Raw genomic sequence first — 17822 nt, 5'->3', positions numbered from 1 at the left:
GGGCGGTGCCGTTCAAAGCGCCTCCAGCGCATCCCTGAGCCTCTTCAGCAGCGCGATGTCGGGGTCGGTGGTGACCTGGTAGGGCGGCGGTGGTGGCGGGGCGGGTGCCGTGGGCGCGGGTGCGATCTGCCCGGCCGCCGTCAGCCGGCGCACGTCGACCAGCGTGTGGAACGCCTGCCGGCCCAGGTTCCGGGCGATGTCGGCGGCCGTGCGGACGCCGTCCACGCGGTCCAGGACGGCCCGCTGCCGGGGTGTCACCGGGGTGGCGGGGGCGGTCCGGGTGGCCGGTGCGGTGGGCTCGGCCGGGTCGGCCGGGTCGGCCGGGTTCGCCGGGGCGCGGCCGGTGGGCGGGTCCGCCCGGATCAGCGGGGCGGTGTCGGCGGCCGGGTCGGGCCACAGCCGGTGCAGCAGCAGCCGGCGGCGCAGCGTCTCGCGTTCCAGCGCGACCACCGGCACCGAGGGCAGCGGGCCGAGCCGGGGCGCGGAGTCGTACCGGAACCGTCCCGGCGTGCTGCTCGGCGCCAGCGCGAAGTACCCGGCGTCGTACACCGCGTCCAGATGGCACAGCTCCAGCGCACCGGTGGGCAACACCCCGGAGCGCAGCAGGAGTTCCGCCGCGTGCAGGGGTCCCGTGGTCCGCGCCGCCGCCTGCTGCCAGGCGGTGGCCGCGAGGGTGCCGTGGGCCGTGAGGAGCACGTCGAGACCGGGGGCGAGGGGGCTCTCGGCGTGCACCACCCGGCCCTCGGCGAGGTGCAGGACGCCGTGCTCGCGGACCAGGACGCCGGTGGCCCGCTCCTCGGCGAGCCGGGTGAGCATCGGGGACAGGGCGCGCCCGGCCCCCTTGTCCCGGACCGGGAGGGCCGGCTGCGGGGTGCTGACCACGGTCATCCCAGCACCAGCCGGGCGGCCATCTCACCGAGCCGGATCCGGGCGAGCGCGAGGTTGCCCTCCTCGCGGCCGAGCCACAGGTGCAGGAACACGCTGCTGTCGAAGGACGTGTCCACGAAGCGCAGCAGGTGGTAGCTGTCCCCGTTGCTGATGATCACGTCCTCCACGGGGGGCAGGTCGTCGCCGCCCGCCGCGAAGGTGCCGTGCTCGGCGGCCATCCGGGCGAGTTCGGCGGCCTCGGCGGCGGTCGTCTCGTGGTCGCCGCCGGGCGCATCCCCGACCGCGCCGAGGGCCAGTCCGCTCGTCCAGTCCACCAGCGCGGCTCCCCGGGCACCGGGCAACCGCATCGCTTCCAGCAGGCACTCGTCGATTCCGGGCACCGTGGCTCCCCTCCCGCCTGTGACTCCGGTTGAGTGACGCCGACACTACGCAACGTGTGTGCGGGAGGTGAGGCCTTTGGCATTTTCCGTTGGAACATGCGCCGGGGGTACTAGTGTGGGTCAACTGGCCTGCGGGACGGGCGAGTTGATCATCACGGCGAAGGGTGCCCGCCGGTGGCGTCCGGGAGGCCGGTGAGTGCGGACGCGTGCGCCCCTCCCGACTCCGCCACCACCTCCGCGACGGTCTGCGGCTCCCGTACGGTGGCGAAGGCCACGCCCCCCTCGCCGTCCGGCGCGTAGCCGTAGACGCCCGGCCGGGCGAGGGAGTTGTAGGCGTAGTGGTGGGCGAAGTAGTACGCGCCCGTGTCCAGTGCCGCCGCGTAGTCGCCCTGCTCCAGCAGCGGCAGCGCGCGCCCCTCGGCGAGCAGGTCGCCCGAGAAGCAGGCCGGCCCGGCCACGTCCTGCACCACCTCCGGCCCCGCTTTCGGCCGCCCCCCGGCGTCGTACGCGGCGATCCGCAGCGGCCAGGCCCCCGGCACGTACACCGTCCGCGTCGCCACCTGCACGCCCGCGTGCGTCACCGCGATCCGCCGCCCGCCCGCGCTCTTGGCGTACTCCACCCGGGCCACCACCGTCCCGTACTTGGCCAGCAGCGACCGCCCGAACTCGGTCACCAGCCCGTACCGCCCGTCGAACAGCCCCGGCACCTGCTCGGCCAGCAGGCGCGCGTACTGCGCGTACGACGGTGTCGTCTCCTCCGACGCGAGGTTCACCGGCAGTCCGCCGCCGATGTCGACCGTGTCGACCTGCCGCCGCCCGACGACCGCGTTGATCTCCTCCGCGAGCGCGTACGCCTCCGCCGCGCCCCGCGCCAGCAGCGGCAGCGGGATGCCCTGCGAGCCGGTGTGCGCGTGCAGCCGGGTCAGCCACGGCCGCTCCGCGTACGCCCGGACGACCCAGTCCCGTGCCCCTTCGTCGCGCAGCGCCACCCCGAACTTCGAGGTCCGCGTCGCCGTGGAGGTCGCCCCGATGGTGCCGCCGCCGATCTGGGGATTGACCCGGAGCCCGAGCGGGGACCGGGTGGGCGTGGCACGCACGAGGGCGTCGAGCCGGTCCAGCTCCTGCGGGTTGTCCGCGTTCACCGCGATGCCCAGGGCCAGCGCCTCGCGCAACTCGGCCGGGGTCTTGGCCGGCGAGTCCAGCACCGTCCGGGCGGGCGGCACCCCGGCCGCCCTGGCCAGCGCCAGCTCGCCGGGGCTCGCCACCTCCGCGCCGATGCCCGCCTCGTGCAGCAGCCGCACCACCGGCACCAGCGGGGTCGCCTTCACGGCGAAGGCGTGCAGCACGGGTGTGCCGGGCGGCACGACCGCGTCGAACGCCGCCCGCAGCGCCGCCGCCGCCTCGCGGATGCCGAGGACGTCCAGCAGGCCCACCACGGCCGCGTCCGGGCCCAGCAGTCCCCGCTCGACGGCCGCCCGCACGGCCCGGTCCCGGCGGGCCGCCCGCCCCCGCGCCTCGCTCCCGATGTCCCCGGCCGTCTCGATCTCCGCCACGGTTTCTCCGTCCTGTCCCGGCTACCGGTGCTTCCAGCCAAACACCCGACGCGCGCGGGCGGGGCCGTCCCGATGTATTGACTAGCTCTATTCAGGAAGACAGGATGTGAATAGACGTAGGCACAGGAGGAGGCAGACGATGTCGGGACCCCGCCCCGTACGAGCACCGCGCGGCACGGAACTGAGCGCCCTGGGATGGCAGCAGGAAGCCGCCCTGCGCATGCTGCAGAACAACCTCGACCCCGAGGTCGCCGAGCACCCCGACAAGCTCGTCGTCTACGGCGGCACCGGCAAGGCCGCCCGCGACTGGCGCTCCTTCGACGCCATGGTCCGCACCCTGAGGACCCTCAAGCAGGACGAGACCATGCTGGTCCAGTCCGGCCGCCCGGTCGGCGTGATGCAGACCCACGAGTGGGCCCCGCGCGTCCTGATCGCCAACTCCAACCTGGTCGGCGACTGGGCCAACTGGGAGGAGTTCCGCCGCCTGGAGGCCCTCGGCCTGACCATGTACGGCCAGATGACCGCCGGTTCCTGGATCTACATCGGCACCCAGGGCATCCTCCAGGGCACCTACGAGACCTTCGCCGCCGTCGCCGCGAAGAAGTTCGGCGGCACCCTGGCCGGCACCATCACCCTGACCGCCGGCCTCGGCGGCATGGGCGGCGCCCAGCCGCTCGCGGTGACCATGAACGACGGCGTCGCGATCTGCGTCGACTGCGACCCGCGCGCCATCGAGCGCCGCATCGAGCACCGGTACCTCGACGTCCGGGCCGACTCCCTGGACCACGCGCTCCAGCTTGCCGTGGAGGCCCGGGACGCCCGCCGCCCGCTGTCCATCGGCGTCCTCGGCAACGCGGCCGAACTGGTCCCGCAGCTCCTCGCCATGAACGCCCCCATCGACATCGTCACCGACCAGACCTCCGCCCACGACCCGCTGTCGTACCTCCCGGTGGGCGTGGCCTTCGAGGACATGGCCTCCGAGGCGGCGAAGGACCCGGCCGGCTTCACCACCCGCGCGCGTGAGTCCATGGCGAAGCACGTGGAGGCCATGGTCGGCTTCATGGACGCCGGCGCCGAGGTCTTCGACTACGGCAACTCCATCCGGGGCGAGGCCCAGCTCGCCGGCTACGACCGGGCGTTCGCCTTCCCCGGCTTCGTCCCCGCCTACATCCGCCCGCTGTTCTGCGAGGGCAAGGGCCCCTTCCGCTGGGCGGCCCTGTCCGGCGACCCGGCCGACATCGCCAAGACCGACAAGGCGATCCTGGAGCTGTTCCCCGAGAACGAGTCCCTCGCCCGCTGGATCAAGCTGGCCGGCGAGCGCGTCCACTTCCAGGGCCTGCCCGCGCGCATCTGCTGGCTCGGCTACGGCGAGCGGGACAAGGCCGGCGAGCGGTTCAACGACATGGTGGCGAGCGGTGAGCTGGCCGCGCCGCTGGCCATCGGCCGCGACCACCTCGACTGCGGGTCCGTCGCCTCGCCGTACCGGGAGACCGAGGCCATGCTCGACGGGTCCGACGCGATCGCCGACTGGCCGCTGCTGAACGCGATGGTCAACGTGGCCTCGGGCGCCTCCTGGGTGTCCATCCACCACGGTGGCGGCGTCGGCATGGGGCGGTCCATCCACGCCGGACAGGTCACCGTGGCCGACGGCACGAAGCTGGGCGGCGAGAAGATCCGGCGCGTCCTCACCAACGACCCCGGGATGGGTGTCATCCGGCACGTGGACGCGGGCTACGACAGCGCGGAGTCGGTCGCGGCCGAGCGGGGGGTCCGGGTGCCCATGCGTGAGGGTGACGAGGCGTGACGGCCGGCGAGGCCGGGCACGGCAGCCCTCCCGCCCTGCGGAACGACTGCCCCCGGCCCGGGGCCTCCTTCCAGGAGATGTGGCGTGAGCTGCTCCCCGTCGGCCGGCACCCCGACTCCGGCGGTTACCGGCGCTACGCCTGGACCGGGGCGGACGCCGAGTGCCGGGCCTGGTTCAAGGACCAGGCCGAGGCGCGGGGGCTGGCGTACGAGGTCGACCGGAACGGTAACCAGTGGGCCTGGCTGGGGGATCCGGCCGCCGGGGACGCCGTCGTCACCGGCTCGCACCTGGACTCCGTGCCGGACGGCGGGGCCTTCGACGGTCCCCTCGGGGTCGTGTCGTCCTTCGCCGCGCTGGACGAACTGCGCGGCCGGGGCGTCAAGTTCGCCAAGCCGCTGGCCATCGTCAACTTCGGGGACGAGGAGGGCGCCCGGTTCGGGCTCGCCTGTGTCGGCTCCCGGCTCACCGCCGGACAGCTGACCGCCGAGCAGGCCCACCGGCTCACCGACGGTGAGGGGATCACCCTGCCCCGGGCCATGGAGGCGGCCGGGTACGACCCCGACGCCATCGGTCCCGACCCCGAGCGGCTGGCCCGGATCGGCGCCTTCGTGGAACTGCACGTCGAACAGGGCCGCGCGCTGGACCTGTCCGGCGACCGGGTCGGCATCGCCAGTGCCATCTGGCCGCACGGGCGCTGGCGGTTCGACTTCCGGGGCGAGGCCAACCACGCCGGCACCACCCGGCTGGTGGACCGCCGCGACCCGATGCTGTCGTACGCCGAGACCGTGCTCGCCGCCCGCCGCGAGGCCGAACTCGCCGGTGCCGTCGCCACCTTCGGGAAGATCGCCGTCGAGCCCAACGGCGTGAACGCGATCCCGTCCCTCGTGCGCGGGTGGCTCGACTCCCGCGCCGCCGACCAGGACACCCTGGACACGGTGGTGGGCGGCATCGAGAAGGCGGCCCGGGAGTACGCCGACGCCCACGGCATCGACCTCGACGTCGTCCGGGAGTCCTTCACCCCGGTCGTGGAGTTCGACCACGCCCTGCGGGACGAACTCGGCCGCATCCTGGGCAAGGACACCGGCCTCAAGGTGCCCGTCCTCGGGACCGGTGCGGGACACGACGCCGGAATCCTCTCCGGGAGCATCCCGACCGCCATGCTGTTCGTGCGCAACCCCACCGGTGTCTCGCACTCCCCGGCCGAGTCCGCCGCCGAGGACGACTGCGTGGCCGGGGTGCGCGCACTCGCCGACGTACTGGAAGGGCTGGTCCGCAGGTGACCAAGGGAACCTACTGGCTGGAGCACGCCTGGCTCGGCACCTGTGTCGAGCCGGGAGTCACGGTGGAGGTGGCGGACGGCCGGATCGGCGCCGTCCGCACCGGGACACCCACTCCGCCGACCGGCGCCGAGGTGCTGCGCGGGCTCACCCTGCCGGGGCTCGCCAACGCCCACAGCCACGCCTTCCATCGGGCGCTGCGCGGCACCGTCCAGGTCGGCTCCGGGACCTTCTGGACCTGGCGCGAGGTGATGTACTCCGTCGCCGACCGGCTGACCCCGGAGACCTACCACGCCCTGGCCCGCGCGGTGTACGCCGAGATGGCCCTGGCCGGCATCACCTGTGTCGGCGAGTTCCACTACGTGCACCACGCCCACGGCGGCACCCCCTACGCCGACCCCAACGCCATGGGGGAGGCGCTGATCGCCGCCGCCGCCGAGGCCGGCATCCGGATCACCCTCCTCGACACCTGCTACCTCTCCTCCGGCTTCGGGGAGCCGCCCACCGCCCACCAGCTGCGGTTCTCCGACGGCAGCGCGGAGGCCTGGGCCGAACGCTGTGCAGTTCTCAAGGAGCGTGATCACGCACGGATCGGGGCGGCGATCCACTCCGTACGGGCCGTGCCCGCCGGACAGTTGGCGACCGTGGCACGCTGGGCCGAGGAGCGGCGGGCCCCGCTGCACGTGCACCTGTCGGAGCAGACCGCCGAGAACGACGCCTGCCTCGCCGCCCACGGCCGCACGCCCACCCGGCTGCTCGCCGACCACGGCGTCCTCGGGCCGCGCACCACCGGGGTGCACAACACCCACCTCACCGACGAGGACATCGCCCTGCTCGGCGACTCGGGCACCGGCACCTGCATGTGCCCGACGACCGAACGGGACCTGGCCGACGGCATCGGCCCGGCCGTCGCCCTCCAGCGGGCCGGCTCCCCGCTCTCCCTCGGCTCCGACAGCCACGCCGTCATCGACCTGCTCGAAGAGGCGCGCGCCATGGAGCTGAACGAGCGGCTGCGCAGCCGCACCCGGGGCCACTGGACGGCCGCCGCCCTGCTGCGGGCCGCCACCGCCGACGGCCACGCCGCCCTCGGCTGGGACGACGCCGGCACCATCGAGCCGGGCGCGCTCGCCGACCTGACGACGATCGCCCTGGACTCGGTCAGGACGGCCGGGACACTGCCCAGGCTGGGCGCCGAGACGGCCGTATTCGCGGCGGGCGCGGCGGACGTACGGCATACGGTCGTGGGCGGCCGGCACGTCGTACGCGACGGCGTGCACACGCTCGTACCCCACGTGCCGCAGGCGCTGGCCGCCGCCGTCGAAGCCCTGCGCGGCTGAGCGACGCCGACCCCCACGAGGACGACACCATGAGCAGCAGCACCGTCATCACCAACATCGCCACGCTGGTCACCAACGACCCCTCCCTCGGCGACAACTCCCCCCTCGGTCTGGTCCTGGACGCGGCCGTCGTCATCGACGGCGACCGTGTCGTGTGGACCGGTGAGTCAAGCAAAGCACCCGCCACTGACAACCGGGTCGACGCGGGCGGCCGGGCGGTACTGCCGGGCTTCGTGGACTCCCACTCCCACCTGGTCTTCGCGGGCGACCGGACGCAGGAGTTCAACGCCCGCATGTCCGGCCGCTCCTACACGGCCGGCGGCATCCGCACCACGGTCGCCGCCACCCGCGCCGCGAGCGACGCGGAGCTGGAGGCGAACCTCACCCGTCACCTCGGCGAGGCCCTCCGCCAGGGAACGACCACCTTCGAGACCAAGTCGGGCTACGGCCTCACCGTCGAGGACGAGTCCCGCGCCCTGCGTCTGGCCGCGCGGCACACCGACGAGGTGACGTACCTCGGCGCCCACATCGTCTCCCCGGACTACGCCGACGACCCGGCGGCCTACGTCGCCCTGGTCACCGGCGAGATGCTGGACGCCTGCGCGCCGCACGCCCGCTGGATCGACGTCTTCTGCGAGAAGGGCGCCTTCGACGGCGACCAGGCCCGCGCGATCCTCACGGCCGGCAAGGCCAAGGGCCTGCACCCGCGCATCCACGCCAACCAGCTCTCCCACGGCCCCGGCGTCCAGCTCGCCGTCGAACTGGACGCGGCCAGCGCCGACCACTGCACCCACCTCACGGACGCGGACGTGGACGCCCTCGCCCACAGCGCGACGGTCGCCACCCTGCTCCCCGGCGCCGAGTTCTCCACCCGCGCCGAGTGGCCGGACGCCCGCCGTCTGCTGGACGCGGGTGTGACGGTCGCCCTCTCCACCGACTGCAACCCCGGCTCGTCCTTCACCTCCTCCGTCCCCTTCTGCATCGCCCTGGCCGTCCGCGACATGCGGATGACCCCGGACGAGGCGGTCTGGTCGGCCACGGCGGGCGGCGCGACGGCGCTGCGCCGCACGGACATCGGCCGCCTGAGCCCGGGCGCCCGGGCCGACCTGATCATCCTGGACGCCCCCAGCCACGTGCACCTGGCCTACCGCCCGGGCGTACCCCTGGTCAGCGGAGTGTGGCGGCGCGGGGTCCGGGTGGTCTGAGCCCGGGGGACGCTCACCGCGCCCCCGCCCGCCACCGCTGGCCGGGGCTGTCGGACAGGGCGTGCAGGGAGACGCCGTCGCCGTCGTCCGGGGTGACCGCCGTCTCGATGGCGATGGCCGGCCGGATGGTGCCGTCGGGGTCGACGGTGAAGCGGAGGTTCTCGCCGTTGCGGCCGTGGACCGAGTCGCACTCCCAGATGCCCACGCCCCCGTCGACCGAGCCCCGGCTGTCGAGGCAGAAGTCGTCGTCGGCCGCCGAGCGGAGCACGCCCAGGGAGGCGTCGACGCTCCAGCGCTGGGTCGCGGAGGAGCCGCAGGGAGCCGTGACGACGTCGGTGCCCTTGGCCAGGTCGCCGTCGCGGATGTCCAGGCAGCGGCCCGTGGCGAGGTTGACCACCTGGGCGTAGGCGGCGCCCGGCGGGGCGGGCGGCGGCGTCGGGCTCGGGGTCTCGCGGCGGGGCGGGGTGGAAGTCGGGCGGTGCGAAGCCGGGGTGGGGGACGGGGACCTGGACGTGCGGGACGGGGAGGGGGAGTGGGCCGGGGACGGGGGGAGCGGGACCGTCGCCGTCACCGTCACCGACGAGGGCGCGGGGGTCGCCGCCGCCGGGCGGCGGTCGGTGGGGTGCGCGGGGCTGAACAGGAAGACCAGCAGCGGGGTCAACGCCACGCCCAGCGCCGCCGAGCCCAGCAGGACGCGTCCGCGGGGCGGCCGGCCGGGCGTGTCCGCCGTCGTGGGTACGGCGGTGGGCGCGGGGCGCTCGTCCCGGCGCAGGTACGCCGTTCCGCGCCACGGCAGCAGACCCTCGGCCAGGGTCTGCCGGGGCGCGTCCCGCAGTGCCCGCACCTCCTCGAACGCGGCCGTGCAGTGCGGGCAGCGCGCCATGTGGGTGTCCAGGTCGGCGCTGCGGCGCGGGGCGTCCGGCCGTACCGCCTCCTCGATCAGCCGCCGGAAGTCCGCGCAGCGCGGGTCGTCGGAGGCGGCCAGCCGGTGCCGCAGACAGGCCTGGGCCAGGGCGGTGAGGGCCCGCGGGGTGTCGTGGAGGACGTCCGCGCGGCCGAGGCCGAGGAAGGCGGCGGTGCGCTCCTCGGGTTCCGCGTCGAGGACGCCGTACCAGAGCAGTCCCTGGGCGCGGGACGGCAGTGACCAGAAGGCCGGGAGCAGGGGCGGGGTCGGGCCCTCGGGGCGGCCGGCCGTGGTCAGCACCAGCAGCAGGCCGGGGTCGACGCCCGCGGAGCGTTCGTCGCGCGCCCAGTCCGCCGCCAGCCGCACGGTGAGCAGCAGGAGCCGGTGGCGCAGGGGGACGGGCGGTTCGACACCCCGGGCCGTCTCGCGGGCCGCCGTGGTGAACGTCTCCGCCGCCAGCCGGCGGGCCGCGGACTCGCTCGTCGCGCACAGCCGGGCGTGGGCGAGGACCGCCGGATGGTGGCGGCGGCGCAGCTCCTGCAACGCCGGGTAGGCCGTGGGCGTGGGGGAGCGCAGCAGTTCGGTCAGCCGTGCGTCCGGCGCGTCCTCGTGGTCCCCCGCCGTGGCGTGGTCCCCCTCAGCCATGCAACACCCTCCGTCCCGAGAAGGCCGCTGACATACCAGCCAGTTTGGGGACCCATAGTGGAGGACGGGGGCGGTCCCGGAAAGAGGTTTCTGTGAGGAACCGCATAACGGTTGGGCTGCCGGGCACCCGGCCCCCGGTGGGGTGGGTGCCGGGGACGGCGAAGCGGCCCGGCGTCTCCACCGGGCCGCTCACCGCGGTACGGGCGGCACACGCGCGGCGCGCACGTTCCGCGCGGAGGTCACTCCTCCAGCGTCAGCCCCTTGCGCAGCCGTACCAGCGTGCGCGACAGCAGCCGGGACACGTGCATCTGAGAGATGCCGAGTTCCTCGCCGATCTCCGACTGCGTCATGTTCGCCACGAACCGCAGGGAGAGGATCTTCCGGTCCCGGGGCGGGAGTTCGGCGATCAGGGGCTTGAGCGACTCGATGTACTCGATGCCTTCCAGCCCGTGGTCCTCGTATCCGATGCGGTCCGCGAGCGCGCCCTCGGACTCGTCCTCCTCGGGCTGGGCGTCCAGCGACGAGGCGGTGTAGGCGTTCGAGGCGGCCATGCCCTCGACGACCTCGTCGTTGGAGATGCCGAGCCGCTCGGCCAGTTCCGCGACCGTGGGGGCGCGGTCCAGCTGCTGCGCCAGCTCGTCGCCGGCCTTGGCCAGGTCGAGCCGCAGCTCCTGGAGCCGGCGCGGGACGCGCACGGACCACGAGGTGTCACGGAAGAACCGCTTGATCTCGCCGATGATGGTCGGCATCGCGAAGGTGGGGAACTCGACGCCGCGGGAGAGTTCGAACCGGTCGATCGCCTTGATCAGTCCGATGGTGCCGACCTGGATGATGTCCTCCATCGGCTCGCTGCGGGAGCGGAAGCGGGAGGCGGCGAACTTGACGAGCGCGAGGTTGAGCTCGACGAGGGTGTTGCGGACGTACGCGTGCTCGTGCGTCCCTTCCTCCAGCGACTCCAGGCGCTCGAAGAGGGTCTTGGACAGGGCCCGCGCGTCGACCGGGCCGATCTCGTCGTACGGGGGGATCTCCGGGAGTCCCTCGAAGGGATCGAGGGGGTCGATGGGATGATCCAGTTGTTCCGGTGGGGGTGTCGACGTCGCGATCGGGGTAGGCGATGCGTCGAGCCGGGGTGACATGGGTGTCCTCCATCGTTCTCGGCATATGGCTGCCGAAGCCAGTACGTGCACTGCGGTGTGCGGCGCCTCCGAAGCCGGCGTGTAGGGGTGTGTGTCTTTACTAGCCCTACCCGCTGCACCGAGCGAGTCGCAAGTGCGTTCTGTGGCTATATGTCCGTTTCTGTGCGGATGTTCGGGTGTCGGAGTGCGCATGGAAGGCGTAATGTTCGAGGGCATCAGCAGCCACGACCTCGGGAGAGAGACGGCATGGACCACGGGACGGTCGGCAGCGCACAGTCGGGCCGGCTTCTGGTGGAGGTGCGGGAAGAGGGCTCCAGCGCCGTTGTGACACCGGCGGGTGAGCTCGATCACCACACCGCCGATCTTTTGCGTGAGCCCCTCGACGACCTCTTGGCCAAGGGCTTCTCGCGGCTCGTCGTGGACTGCTCACGCCTGGAGTTCTGCGACTCCACAGGGCTGAACGTCCTGCTCGGCGCCCGCTTGAAGGCGGAGGCCGCGGGTGGCGGGGTCCATCTGGCCGGGATGCTGCCAGTGGTCGCCCGCGTGTTCGAGATCACCGGGGCGGAGGCGGTCTTCACCGTCCACGACTCCCTGGAGGCGGCCCTGGCCGACGGTGCCGACTGACCCGCCGTCCCCGTGGCCGGTCCGGTCCGTCGCGGCTTCCCGTGGGCGTTACATGCATCACGTCCAAAACGGGGGGTGTTCCGTCGGATCGGTCGGGCAGGAGAGGGCAGAAGGAGGCGGGAGGCGTTCCGCCGACTGCCGGCCGTCGGCCACCGCTTACCGGTGGCCGGTGGGCGCCCGGGACGGGGCGTGCGTCCGGCGGACGGGCGGGTATGGATTCCTGGCCGGGCGGCGTGCGGACGGCCGTCGGGCGGTGTGCGGGCGGCGCGCGGACGATGTACGAACGACGTCCGGGCGGTGTGCGGACGACATCCCGGCCGGACGGCGCCCGCGGCGCCGGCGGTGCCGGGCCTTCGACAGGACCGACCGGCCGGAGACCGCCGGCCGGGCTATTGACCGGACTTATTGAATCGTGAACTGGTGAATCGGTGAGGTGAAGCGCTGATGAGCACCACCCGGCCTTACTCGCCGGGCGACCGCGGCCCGGAGCCCAGCGGCGCTTCCGGGGCGTCCGAGGGGGCCGCGCCGGCCGTCGGCGCAGCCACGGGGGCAGCCGCGCCGTCCGTGCCGTCGGGGCCGCCGGGCCCGGCCGACGGCACCCCGCAGCCCCGGGGCCGGCAGGTCCGCAGGCTGCGCCTGGAAGGCGAGAGCGGGGTCGTCCCGCTCGCTCGTGACTTCACCCGCCAGGCGCTGTACGCGTGGGGCTGGCTGCCCGCCGCCACCGCCGACCAGCGGGCCGCCGCCGAGGACGTGCTGCTCGTGGTCTCCGAACTGGTCACCAACGCCTGCCTGCACGCCGAGGGCCCCGACGAACTGCTCCTCTCCTGCGACAACAAGGTGATCCGGCTGGAGGTCTCCGACCGGGGCACCGGCCAGCCGGCCCCGCGCACCCCGCACCGCGCCGGCCGGCCGGGCGGGCACGGCATGTTCATCGTGCAGCGGCTGTGCCTGGACTGGGGCGTGGTCCGCGCCCCCGGCACGCCGGGCAAGACGGTCTGGGCGGAGCTGGGCGCCCCCGCCTGAGCGGCCGCCGGGGACCATCCGAGGTCCCGCCTCTCCGTTACCGCTTCGCGCGTGCCGGGCAAGACGGTCTGGGCGGAGCTGGGCGCCCCGCCTGAGCGGCCGCCGGGGACCACCCGAGTCCCCGCCTCCACTCCGACACCGCCTCGCGCACGCCGGATCACCACGACTCCGGCGTGTGACGTGTCTTCCTTCCTCACGACCCCAGCCGTACCTTGACCGCCGAATCCGATGTGCCGTCAGGAATGAATGGGGCGGACCGATCGTGCCGTACTCGATACGAACCGCCGCGCTCGCCTCAGCCGCGGCTCTACCGGCTCGGCGGCGTTGCCGGCCGCGCCGGCGGCCCACGCCGGCGTCGTCGACCTCAGGGGGCGCGGGGAACCGCGCGCTCAGCCACAGCCGTGCGTCGGCCGCCGACGCTCGACCACCCAGACGGCGCCCAACACCCCGGCACGAACGGAGGGTCACCACGTCCCAGGGACGCGGTGACCCTCCGCCGGTCAGGTCCAACGACTAGTTGACGTTGCCCATCAGCTTCTTCACCTTGCCGCGGTACATCCACACCGCGGCACCCGCGACCACGGCGAGCACGGCCTCCAGGGCGACGAAGCCCATCTTGTCGAGGTTGACACCACCGACGGCCGGGTTCGACAGCAGGGCGGTGACGGAGTCGCCCGCGGTCACCGCGAGGAACCAGACGCCCATCATCTGCGAGGCGTACTTCTTCGGCGCCATCTTCGTCGTCACCGACAGACCCACCGGCGACAGCGTCAGCTCACCGACGGTCTGCGCGAAGTAGATCGCGACCAGCCACAGCGCCGCGGCCTTGTGACCGCCCTCGGCGATCGACAGCGGGGCGAGGAAGACGAAGAAGGACGCGCCGACCAGCACCAGACCGGAGGCGAACTTCACGATCGTGCTCGGCTCCTTGCCGCGCTTGTTCAGCCACAGCCACAGCCAGGCGAACACCGGCGCGAGCGCCATGATCATGACCGGGTTGACCGACTGGTACCAGGAGACCGGGAACTCCCAGCCGAAGATGGTGTTGTCGGCGTTCTTCTCGGCGAACAGCGAGAGGGTGGAGCCGCCCTGGTCGTAGATCATCCAGAAGACGGCGGCGGCCACGAAGAACCAGATGTACGCGGACACCTTGGAGCGCTCGGCGGGCTCCAGGTCCTTGTCGCGCAGGATCCGGGAGATGACCAGGATCGGCACGATCAGGCCGATGAGCGTGAGCGGGATCAGCGCCCAGTTCAGGGTGAAGTGGCCGGTGCCGCCGACGATGCCGTAGAAGACCACGGCGACGGCCAGCCAGATCAGGCCCTTGCGCAGGGTGGACGCCTTCTCGGCGGGCGTCAGCGGGGTCGGGACCTCGCTGCTCCTGGCGTCCAGGTGGCGTCCGCCGAGCAGGTACTGGGCGAGGCCCAGCGCCATGCCGAGCGCGGCCAGCGCGAAGCCCAGGTGCCAGTTGACGTTCTCACCGACGGTGCCGATGACCAGCGGGGCGACGAAGGCACCGAGGTTGATGCCGATGTAGAAGAGCGTGAAGCCACCGTCCCGGCGCGGGTCCTCCGGGCCGTCGTAGAGGTGGCCGACCATCGTGGAGATGTTGGCCTTCAGCAGACCGGAACCGATGGCGACGAGGACCAGGCCGACGAAGAAGCTCGCGGCGGCGGGCAGCGCCAGGCACAGGTGACCGAGCATGATGACCAGGCCCGCGACGGCGACCGTCTTGCGCGGGCCGAGGACACGGTCGGCGAACCAGCCGCCGGGCAGGGCGAGCAGGTACACGAGCGACAGGTACACGGAGTAGATCGCCGTCGCCGTGCCCGCGCTCAGGTGCAGGCCACCCGGGGCCACCAGGTACAGCGGGAGAAGGGCCCTCATGCCGTAGTAGGAGAAGCGCTCCCACATCTCGGTCATGAAGAGAGTGGCCAGTCCGCGGGGGTGGCCGAAGAAGGTCTTCTCGGAACCGGGGGTGCCCGGTCGGACCGAGTCCTTCGTCAGGCTGGACGCCATGGTCGTTCCTTGCTGGTCGGGACGCGCGGTGGAGCGTTGCGCGCCCGGTGGGGGTGTCGGCCGGCACCGGCGGGGTCGGTCGTCCACCCCCACGCCCAGGGGGAGTCCGCCCCGGATCGCGGGGCGGCGGACGGCGACCACCGGGATCCACGCCCCGACGCGTCACCGCGTCCGGAGCCCGGCCAGAGGTCATTCCTTTCGAGGCTGGTCTGGGCCAGCCCGCACACAAAGAAGACCCTCAGCGTCACATGCCCGCCAAAGGTCCCCGGTGTACTACAGGCGTTCAGGTCACCATACGGCAGGACACTGCCGGATATGGAAGGACTTGAGACACGGATCACAGGTGTCGCGGGAACCGCACAACCCGATTCGAAGGTCTCTCCTACGATCGCATCCCCAGGTCAATGGTTCGTACCAGCAGCATACGAAGGTAAGAACCCCTGGTGCCGATCACACCCCGGCACCGCGCGCGGGCGGTCTACCATCACCTCATGACCCGTGTACTGCTCGCCGAGGACGACGCGTCCATCTCGGAGCCGCTGGCCCGCGCCCTGCGCCGGGAAGGTTACGAGGTCGAGGTGCGCGAGGACGGACCCGCCGCGCTCGACGCCGGAATGCAGGGCGGCGTGGACCTGGTCGTGCTGGACCTGGGCCTGCCCGGCATGGACGGCCTGGAGGTCGCCCGCCGGCTGCGTGCCGACGGTCACACCGTGCCGATCCTCATCCTGACCGCGCGGGCCGACGAGGTGGACACCGTCGTCGGCCTGGACGCGGGCGCCGACGACTACGTCACCAAGCCGTTCCGGCTCGCCGAACTGCTCGCCCGGGTACGGGCCCTGCTCCGGCGCGGCGCGGCCGAACCGCAGCAGCCGCCGGCCACGCACGGGGTGCGGATCGACGTCGAGTCGCACCGCGCCTGGATGGGCGACGAGGAACTCCAGCTCACCGCCAAGGAGTTCGACCTGCTGCGGGTGCTGGTGCGGGACGCGGGCCGGGTGGTGACCCGGGACCAGCTGATGCGCGAGGTCTGGGACACCACGTGGTGGTCGTCCACCAAGACCCTGGACATGCACATCTCCTGGCTGCGCAAGAAGCTGGGCGACGACGCGGCGAACCCCCGGTACATCGCGACGGTGCGTGGCGTGGGCTTCCGGTTCGAGAAGAGCTGAGTCCGGGCCCCAGCGATCACCCCAGGTAACGGAGCATGCGCCGACGTCTCATCCAGTCCACCCTCGCCGTCGTCCTCGTGGTGATCGCGGTCTTCGGCGTGTCCCTGGTGATCGTCGAGACGCGGACGATCAGCAACAGCGCCCAGGAGCGGGTGGAGTCCGAGGCGGTGCGGCTGGCCAGCATCGTGGACAGCCGGATCCTCGCCGCGGAGAACGTCAACGCGGACGTGCTGCGCAACCCGGTCAGCAAGGACCAGTACGCGGTCATCCGCATGCCCGGCAAGCCGCCCATCGAGATCGGCACCAAGCCCGAGGGCGACACCATCCACTACACGCAGCGCGGCGAGGAGGGCGAGACGGTCACCGTGCAGGAGCCCCGCTCCGCGGTGACCCGCGAGGTCGGCCGGACCCTGCTGATCATCGGGCTGGTCGCACTGCTCGCCGTGGTGGCGGCGGTGCTGCTGGCCGTACGGCAGGCCAACCGGCTCGCCTCCCCGCTGACCGACCTCGCCGAGACCGCCGAACGCCTCGGCTCCGGCGACCCGCGCCCCCGGCACAAGCGGTACGGCGTCCCGGAGCTGGACCGGGTCGCCGATGTGCTGGACGCCTCCGCCGAGCGGATCGGGCGCATGCTGACGGCCGAGCGGCGCCTCGCGGCCGACGCCTCCCACCAGCTCCGTACGCCCCTGACCGCGCTGTCCATGCGCCTGGAGGAGATCACCCTCACCGACGACCCGGACACGGTGAAGGAGGAGGCGACCATCGCGCTGACGCAGGTCGAGCGGCTGACGGACGTCGTGCAGCGGCTGCTGACCAACTCAAGGGACCCGCGGACCGGCTCCGCCGTCACCTTCGACCTGGACGAGGTCATCCAGCAGCAGCTCGCCGAGTGGCGGCCCGCCTACCGCAGCGCCGGCCGGGCCATCGTCAGCTCCGGCAAGCGGCACCTCCAGGCGGTGGGCACACCGGGCGCGGTCGCCCAGGTGCTGGCCGCGCTGATCGAGAACTCGCTCATGCACGGCGGCGGCACCGTCGCCCTGCGGACCCGGGTCACCGGCAACCAGGCAGTGATCGAGGTCACCGACGAGGGCCCGGGTGTGCCGGCCGACCTCGGCGCGCGGATCTTCGAGCGCACGATCAGCGGGCGGAACTCCACGGGGATCGGCCTGGCCGTCGCCCGGGACCTCGCGGAGGCCGACGGCGGACGCCTTGAGCTGCTCCAGGCGCAGCCCCCGGTCTTCGGCCTGTTCCTCTCGCGCACGCCCCCGGCACGCACCCCGGACGACGACCACCCGACGGTCCGCTAGGGACCGGTGCCTACGGCACGCGCTGCTTGGGCGTCCGCTTGGTCGACTCGCGCTCCAGGACCGGTTCCGCGCTCACCACGGCCTCCCGGGCGGGCAGCGCCCGGAACACCCAGGTGCGGTACGACCAGAACCGGAACAGGGTCGCGACGCCGATGCCGACGAACTTGAAGACGTTGCTCTGCAGCGGGCTGTCCCAGCCGAAGCCGTAGGTCGCCAGGTACAGCACGCCGTTCTCGATCACCAGACCGATCACGCTGAACAGCAGGAACAGCGTGAGTTCCTTGGTGCGCCCGCTCTTGTCGCGGTCCCGGTACGTCCAGTAACGGAAACCGACGTAGTTGAAGACGATGGCCACGACGGTCGCGATGACGCTGGCCCGCACCACCGGCAGGTCGGAGACGTGCCGGACCAGGTTGAACACACCGAGATTGACGAGGACGCCGGCGCCGCCCACGGCACCGAACTTGGCCACCTCGCGTACGAGCCGTTGCAGCCCCGAGGAACGAGGTTCCATGGCTGTGCAGCTCCCGTCGGTAGGTTTCCTCAACCCC

At 72.9% G+C, this 17822-nt stretch carries 15 protein-coding genes; 8 read left to right on the top strand and 7 right to left on the bottom strand.

The window, feature by feature from the left end:
- Positions 1-12: 12 nt before the first annotated feature.
- The 3 genes from ACH4LD_RS07925 to ACH4LD_RS07915 form a co-directional block, all read right to left on the bottom strand.
- Positions 13-888 (bottom strand): transcriptional regulator, encoded by an 876-nt coding sequence (locus tag ACH4LD_RS07925; protein WP_398055391.1) that lies wholly within the window; start codon positions 886-888, stop codon positions 13-15.
- A complete protein-coding gene (locus tag ACH4LD_RS07920; protein ID WP_398055390.1) occupies positions 885-1268 on the bottom strand; it encodes a hypothetical protein in 384 nt (127 codons plus the stop codon). Before ACH4LD_RS07920 ends, ACH4LD_RS07925 begins: the two co-directional genes overlap by 4 nt.
- Before the next feature lie 152 nt (positions 1269-1420).
- On the bottom strand, positions 1421-2821 hold the full coding sequence (locus ACH4LD_RS07915; protein WP_398055389.1) for a diaminopimelate decarboxylase: 1401 nt from the start codon (positions 2819-2821) through the stop codon (positions 1421-1423).
- A 139-nt stretch (positions 2822-2960) separates the two neighbouring features.
- Between ACH4LD_RS07915 and hutU the strand changes: the two genes are divergently transcribed.
- The 4 genes from hutU to hutI are packed head-to-tail and all read left to right on the top strand — an operon-like array spanning position 2961 to position 8444.
- Positions 2961-4625 (top strand): urocanate hydratase, encoded by a 1665-nt coding sequence (gene hutU / locus ACH4LD_RS07910; RefSeq protein WP_398055388.1) that lies wholly within the window; start codon positions 2961-2963, stop codon positions 4623-4625.
- Positions 4622-5905, top strand: coding sequence for an allantoate amidohydrolase (locus ACH4LD_RS07905; protein ID WP_398055387.1), 1284 nt, complete (start codon positions 4622-4624; stop codon positions 5903-5905). Before hutU ends, ACH4LD_RS07905 begins: the two co-directional genes overlap by 4 nt.
- Entirely contained in the window at positions 5902-7239 is a 1338-nt protein-coding gene (locus ACH4LD_RS07900; protein WP_398055386.1) for a formimidoylglutamate deiminase, read from the top strand. Before ACH4LD_RS07905 ends, ACH4LD_RS07900 begins: the two co-directional genes overlap by 4 nt.
- Positions 7240-7268: 29 nt before the next feature.
- Positions 7269-8444 carry an imidazolonepropionase gene (hutI, locus tag ACH4LD_RS07895; protein WP_398055385.1) on the top strand — a complete coding sequence of 392 codons (1176 nt, stop codon included), beginning with the start codon at positions 7269-7271 and terminating at the stop codon, positions 8442-8444.
- Positions 8445-8457: 13 nt separating this feature from the next.
- Here hutI and ACH4LD_RS07890 read toward each other — a convergent pair whose 3' ends face one another.
- Together ACH4LD_RS07890 and ACH4LD_RS07885 are read right to left on the bottom strand one after the other, a co-directional pair.
- A complete protein-coding gene (locus tag ACH4LD_RS07890) occupies positions 8458-9993 on the bottom strand; it encodes a ricin-type beta-trefoil lectin domain protein (RefSeq protein ID WP_398055384.1) in 1536 nt (511 codons plus the stop codon).
- A gap of 239 nt (positions 9994-10232) precedes the next feature.
- The gene (locus tag ACH4LD_RS07885) at positions 10233-11129 is read right to left on the bottom strand and encodes an RNA polymerase sigma factor SigF (protein WP_030653201.1); all 897 of its coding nucleotides are present in this window, start codon (positions 11127-11129) and stop codon (positions 10233-10235) included.
- Between the two features lie 246 nt (positions 11130-11375).
- Between ACH4LD_RS07885 and ACH4LD_RS07880 the strand changes: the two genes are divergently transcribed.
- Positions 11376-11753, top strand: a complete 378-nt coding sequence (locus ACH4LD_RS07880; RefSeq protein ID WP_014673130.1) for an STAS domain-containing protein — start codon at positions 11376-11378, stop codon at positions 11751-11753.
- A gap of 444 nt (positions 11754-12197) precedes the next feature.
- Positions 12198-12776, top strand: coding sequence for an ATP-binding protein (locus ACH4LD_RS07875; protein WP_103809977.1), 579 nt, complete (start codon positions 12198-12200; stop codon positions 12774-12776).
- Positions 12777-13289: 513 nt separating this feature from the next.
- Here the strand turns inward: ACH4LD_RS07875 and ACH4LD_RS07870 are convergent.
- Complete coding sequence (locus ACH4LD_RS07870) at positions 13290-14795, bottom strand: peptide MFS transporter (RefSeq protein WP_398055383.1); 1506 nt, start codon at positions 14793-14795, stop codon at positions 13290-13292.
- 491 nt (positions 14796-15286) lie between these two features.
- On the opposite strand from ACH4LD_RS07870, the gene ACH4LD_RS07865 reads away from it, so the two are divergent.
- A complete protein-coding gene (locus ACH4LD_RS07865) occupies positions 15287-15964 on the top strand; it encodes a response regulator transcription factor (protein ID WP_030653180.1) in 678 nt (225 codons plus the stop codon).
- Positions 15965-15999: 35 nt separating this feature from the next.
- Complete coding sequence (locus tag ACH4LD_RS07860) at positions 16000-17271, top strand: ATP-binding protein (protein ID WP_398055382.1); 1272 nt, start codon at positions 16000-16002, stop codon at positions 17269-17271.
- A 10-nt stretch (positions 17272-17281) separates the two neighbouring features.
- Here the strand turns inward: ACH4LD_RS07860 and ACH4LD_RS07855 are convergent, their stop codons facing one another.
- The gene (locus tag ACH4LD_RS07855) at positions 17282-17785 is read right to left on the bottom strand and encodes a GtrA family protein (protein WP_398055381.1); all 504 of its coding nucleotides are present in this window, start codon (positions 17783-17785) and stop codon (positions 17282-17284) included.
- Positions 17786-17822 lie beyond the last annotated feature (37 nt).

Source organism: Streptomyces sp. NPDC017676 (genome assembly GCF_044329325.1).
GTDB lineage: Bacteria > Actinomycetota > Actinomycetes > Streptomycetales > Streptomycetaceae > Streptomyces.
This window is presented reverse-complemented; position numbering and strand designations above follow the sequence as displayed.